The 4,687-nt window shown below is 47.0% G+C and carries 6 protein-coding genes; 4 read left to right on the top strand and 2 right to left on the bottom strand.

Going from position 1 to position 4,687, the window contains the following annotated elements; genetic code table 11:
• The coding region (locus ACZM8Y_RS17710) for a DNA-primase RepB domain-containing protein (protein ID WP_483972137.1) at window positions 1-630 on the top strand (630 nt) is incomplete at its 5' end.
• A 13-nt stretch (window positions 631-643) separates the two neighbouring features.
• On the opposite strand, the gene ACZM8Y_RS17705 is transcribed toward ACZM8Y_RS17710, so the two are convergent.
• Entirely contained in the window at window positions 644-1,540 is an 897-nt protein-coding gene (locus tag ACZM8Y_RS17705; protein ID WP_483972138.1) for an Abi family protein, read from the bottom strand.
• A 358-nt stretch (window positions 1,541-1,898) separates the two neighbouring features.
• Between ACZM8Y_RS17705 and ACZM8Y_RS17700 the strand changes: the two genes are divergently transcribed.
• Both ACZM8Y_RS17700 and ACZM8Y_RS17695 read left to right on the top strand, forming a co-directional pair.
• A complete protein-coding gene (locus tag ACZM8Y_RS17700; RefSeq protein ID WP_483972139.1) occupies window positions 1,899-2,069 on the top strand; it encodes a hypothetical protein in 171 nt (56 codons plus the stop codon).
• Window positions 2,070-2,202: 133 nt separating this feature from the next.
• Window positions 2,203-2,457 carry a hypothetical protein gene (locus ACZM8Y_RS17695; RefSeq protein WP_483972140.1) on the top strand — a complete coding sequence of 85 codons (255 nt, stop codon included), beginning with the start codon at window positions 2,203-2,205 and terminating at the stop codon, window positions 2,455-2,457.
• A 113-nt stretch (window positions 2,458-2,570) separates the two neighbouring features.
• Here ACZM8Y_RS17695 and ACZM8Y_RS17690 read toward each other — a convergent pair whose 3' ends face one another.
• On the bottom strand, window positions 2,571-3,074 hold the full coding sequence (locus tag ACZM8Y_RS17690) for a helix-turn-helix domain-containing protein (protein ID WP_483972141.1): 504 nt from the start codon (window positions 3,072-3,074) through the stop codon (window positions 2,571-2,573).
• Window positions 3,075-3,624: 550 nt separating this feature from the next.
• Between ACZM8Y_RS17690 and ACZM8Y_RS17685 the strand changes: the two genes are divergently transcribed.
• Window positions 3,625-4,605, top strand: coding sequence for an Rpn family recombination-promoting nuclease/putative transposase (locus ACZM8Y_RS17685; RefSeq protein WP_489501961.1), 981 nt, complete (start codon window positions 3,625-3,627; stop codon window positions 4,603-4,605).
• The last annotated feature ends 82 nt before the right edge of the window (window positions 4,606-4,687 follow it).

The following is a 4,687-nucleotide window of genomic DNA, read 5'->3' as shown; positions in this document are numbered from 1 at the left end:
ACGGAATTTGACCGGGACGTGGGCAACCGCATCACGGAACGCCTGAACAGGGAGTACGGCGACAAAATGCTCTGCGGCTGCATCCACCCCCACCGTGCGCCCGGCTTCGAGAATCGCAAGCCGAAGCATCGGCGGGAAGACGGCTCATTCCCGCAAGTGAAGCTCCTGTTTGCGGAGCGTCGGGAGTGTGGCAAGGCGCTGGCTCTGGCCAGAAGGATTGACCATGAGTACGCAGAGGCTGCCGAGAAGCGGAAGGCCGAGCGCCGGATATTCCCGATGTCGGACTTTCGGCCCGGCGACCCGGCAGCGGCCTATTATGCCCATCTGGAGAATATCCGCAGTCATTTGACCATTGAGGACTATTCCCGCGTGGACGCCATGATTGCCTTGCGGATGCGGGCAAACGGCCACAGTCGGGAGAGTGTGGAAGAAACCATCCGTACTTGTGCCCCGACCATTCGGGACTCCCAGACCGGGCGGAACTGGCAACGGTATGCCGAGCGCACGGTGAATTACGCCTTCGGCCCGGCAGGAGACAGGGACTTGGAGCGGAATGCGCGGTATCGGGAACTATGGGGGAAGGTTGAAGGGAAGGAGGGGAAGGAACATCCTACAGTGAGGATGCGGTAGATTTATGAATGAATCATCTTATTTCCCAAAATGTATTTTGTTCCCAATGTAGGGGAAAGCCCAAGTCTTGGGCAAAAGTCAACGGGAAGTCGTCAAAAAGTTCTTTTAGGCGAGAACTCCATGATGAAGAGGGGGCAATATATTTGAGAAAATATTGTATAATGCACGCTGAAGCGTAATAATTTCCCGAATCGGCTGAAAAATCAGGGCAAAAACGAGGAGGATTTTTTTGTAATTCTGGGCGTCGCGTATTTTTCCGATGCCATATCATCCCATGATGGGCGCAAACATTGCGCAATAGAGCAAGTGAAGAAATCCATGAAGTCATAAGATTGGCGGGGAGGCCAAACTCAAGGCCGATAGTTTTTTGTTCAAAACGATCCAGCATGGGAATGGCTTTACACCATTCTCCCATTGAAAGATGTTCCATAACAATCCATGAAGGAGGAAGGGGTGGTGCTGTGTAGTTCTTGTAATACGCTGCTACTTCGTATGATTGATATTGTGGGCGATTCTTACGTATTTCATCCGCAATAATATTTTGGAATGTAGTGGCATAGGATGTATTTTTGAACAACTTGACATTCATGAACCAGTGAGGGCCGTGCCGCAGACAGAGCAGGTCTGACATTACGGTTCTAACTGCTATTTCTATGCGTTCGATAGCATCCAAAGAAACTAGTCGGAGTCTGCGATCAAAAACATAGATAGTCCAGAGGTCATCATAAGTAAGTCCTGGCCTGAAATTTCCCTGCTGATCTCGCAAAAAACGTGCGTAACGATTCAACCGGTGATAGCCAACAGTTTTAACTTGGCGCAGAGCCAAGGACTTATCGGGGATGTATAAACCTTGTGAGCGCCAACGCTCAATCAGGTCTGCCGGAGAGAGGGCGGGGAGAGAATACTGCATAAAAAAAGCCGCGCTGTCATTCGCATCACTTTTCTCACCTTGGAGAAAAGGCTAAGCGCAGCGCGGACTGTTAAAAACAGAGTAAATCGTAGCGGTGCGCCTGTCAAGTGGATAGATGGGAGTCTCTTCACTAATATATGCAGAAGATTTTAAGGCCGTCAAGTGAGAAACAGTTCATACGTCAGTGATTCGGAGTCGAAGATGAGCGTTTTCAGCAAAAGTCGGGTAGAATGAGTAGCTTTACGAACTTTTTCCTATATCCCCTGTTGCTGCTTGATCTCGCAAAAATAGGAAATGTGCATGAAAATGAAGGCGTGCCACCGGTGTTTCTGGTTACTATATACAATGGAGGTAAGGTATGGAAAGCTCCGCAGGAGATGTCGGTATTGTCCGCTTCCATGTCGAGAGCCTGAAATTTTATCGTCCTCAGCATCGGCGTTTTTTACTGGATGAAAGCCGTGTGCCGGGAGAAGAACTGGATAAAAGCAAGGGCATGGTCGTACAGCTCCTGAGACTGGAGCGGGCGTAGGAGCCGGAACAGGTTCGGCAGATAGTCAGCGACTCTTTGCCATGATATTTTTTGCGTATATAAAAAACACGGTGGCAATGATACTTCATGGTATGATATTCTCTTTACCTATTCTAAAAGGTAAGGAGAAAAAATGGATAACATTTCAAAAAAACTCATGATGGGAGCTTGCGAAATTGCCTGTAGGTATCCATCTCTCTCCCTTGAGGATGCTGTGGGTGATGCGCGTCAACTTGCTGAAATGATCGGACAGTATGGTATTGGAGATACCCAAAAAGAAGAGAGCATCCTTACTGCGGCATGTTGGTTTATCGGTGCAGACCCTAACCTTTCCCCTAAGGGTGCTATCGACAAGGCGCTGCATTTGTGGAATATTATAACGATGTAACTATATAAAGACTGGAGAACCGGTAGTTCACCAGTCTTTTTTAGCTTTATATATTATTTGTTATTAGGTGAATATTCTAAAGTTCATAGATATAAAATAACTGAGCTGTCGCTTTAGTTTTTTTGATTTCCATAAAAACATTTTTGCCATAGCTTCCACAGCGGGCACCAAATTTTTTTCTTTTTATCACAGCGGCATTTTTTCTGTGGTAAAAGCTCTTTTATTTTGTGGCATTCCATATCTACCTCATCCAACGCTGTTTGTATCGTTTCCTCCTCCCAGCAGGTGAGTGTTTCTACTTTCATAATAAGGAATTGTGCTTCTTCCAATATATTTATAATGTTTGTTAGAGAGACAAGCATTTTTTCTCTCTTCCCATCGTCGTTCTGTTTGATCTGGGCCGTTGCCCAATCCAGTAGTAATGAGTTGCCTAGAGCAAGGCATAGGCGCGGCAGCATCTCCAACCCTGGAAAATAGTTGTCATCTTCTTTGAGGTAACGCCGGATAAGGGAAATTGACACACCAAGATGTTGAGCAATTTGTTCGGCGGTAAGGCCGCTTTCCTCTTTGGCTGTTCGGATTGCTTCTTTTGCCGTCATTGTTTTGTAGTTCAGCATATTGCCGTTCCCCTATTATAAAAGGTTATAGAGTTATGCCCATTGAATGGGGCAAAACATCGTGCGCTTTTATATGGGTACTGAGTAAACAACAATAATTCTAGTTGGTTATGTTATAGTAGGACACGCCATCATGAGAGGCGACTGAACCGAGAGTGCGGTGACAAAAAATTGTGCACCGGGTGTCAGGTTTTCAGATCCGTAAGCTGAGGTATGGCAGAAGAATGTTTCTTTCCCTGAAATCAGAACTTCTATTTGCAAATGCCGCGGCATTGACTTGGTCAGAAGGATTGACCGTCAGCACGAGGAGGACGCCAAGAAAGGGTAGACTGAGTGCCGGGCGTTTCTGAGATCGAACATTCGACCCGGCCGGAGACAGAAGTTTGGAGCGGAATGCGCGGTATCGGGAACTATGGGGGAAGGTTGAAGGGAAGGAGGAAAAGGAACAGCGCATATGGATGAAATAGGTGAAAACTAGCATGAGGAAATAACAGGTAAAACATGTGTTCAGCATCTTGCTCATCAGGCATTACTCGGATAGGATATTCACATGGGAAAAGAACGAATGCCGCATGATTCGGCGTATAAGCAGTTTTTCAGCGATCCCAAAATGGTGGAATCATTGTTGAGGGATTTCGTGTCTGCTGATTTCATCGCCGACCTGGATTTTTCGACGCTTGAACGCTGTTCGGGCAGTTATGTGACGGACGACCTGCGGGAACGCCATGACGATATTGTCTGGCGTGTCGGTTGGAAAAAGGGTTCCTGGTGCTATGTGGCGTTGCTTCTGGAGTTCCAGAGCACGCCCGACCACTGGATGGCCTTGAGGACGCTGTCCTATACGACCTTGTTGCTGCTTGATCTCGTCAAGATGGGAAATGTACGTGAAAACGAGGGCTTGCCTCCGGTGTTCCCCATTGTTATATACAATGGAGGCAAGGCATGGAAAGCGCCCCAGGAAGTGGCGGCCTTGTTCGCTCCGATGCCGGAGGGTTTGAAGTATTATCGTCCTCAACATCGGCATTTTTTGCTGGACGAAAGCCGAGTGCCGGGAGAAGAGCTGGATAAAAGCAAGGGCCTGGTCGCACAGCTCCTGAGACTGGAGCGGGCGCAGGAGCCTGAACAGGTTCGGCGGATAGTCAGGGAATTGATAGCCCGGCTTCATGGGCCTGAATATTTGTCTTTACGCCGGGCGTTTACAGTATGGTTGGGCCGTGTTGTCCTTAAACGCTCTGGAATAACAGAAGAAATTCCCGAATTTCAGGATTTGCGGGAGGTGGACGCCATGTTGGAAGAACGTGCAGCTCAGTGGAAACATGAGTATATTACGTTAGGTAGAAAGGAAGGGGAAGCTAAGGGACTTGGACGTGGGGTACAGCTTTTACTAGAAGCACGTTTTGGTGCTTTGCCAGCGTCGGTGACTACCTATATATCAAGTTCTTCAGATGCTAATACTCTTCAAAAAATGATGCTTTCTGCATATCATGCGGAAACACTTCAATCTTTTATGGAATCAATAAAAAAGATTTGAATTTATAATTGAGTGATTAAAGAAAAGCAATGCTATTTATAAATAGTGTTGCTTTTTTCTATAGGGATATAGATAGTGCAAT

This window comes from Bilophila sp., assembly GCF_057864385.1.
This window is presented reverse-complemented; position numbering and strand designations above follow the sequence as displayed.

What these genes read in the sequence shown, in the direction of transcription:
- ACZM8Y_RS17705 (WP_483972138.1), bottom strand. Translation starts at nt 1,540, where the DNA reads ATGCAGTATTCTCTCCCCGCCCTCTCTCCGGCAGACCTGATTGAGCGT.
- ACZM8Y_RS17700 (WP_483972139.1), top strand. Translation starts at nt 1,899, where the DNA reads ATGGAAAGCTCCGCAGGAGATGTCGGTATTGTCCGCTTCCATGTCGAG.
- ACZM8Y_RS17690 (WP_483972141.1), bottom strand. Translation starts at nt 3,074, where the DNA reads ATGCTGAACTACAAAACAATGACGGCAAAAGAAGCAATCCGAACAGCC.
- ACZM8Y_RS17695 (WP_483972140.1), top strand. Translation starts at nt 2,203, where the DNA reads ATGGATAACATTTCAAAAAAACTCATGATGGGAGCTTGCGAAATTGCC.
- ACZM8Y_RS17685 (WP_489501961.1), top strand. Translation starts at nt 3,625, where the DNA reads ATGGGAAAAGAACGAATGCCGCATGATTCGGCGTATAAGCAGTTTTTC.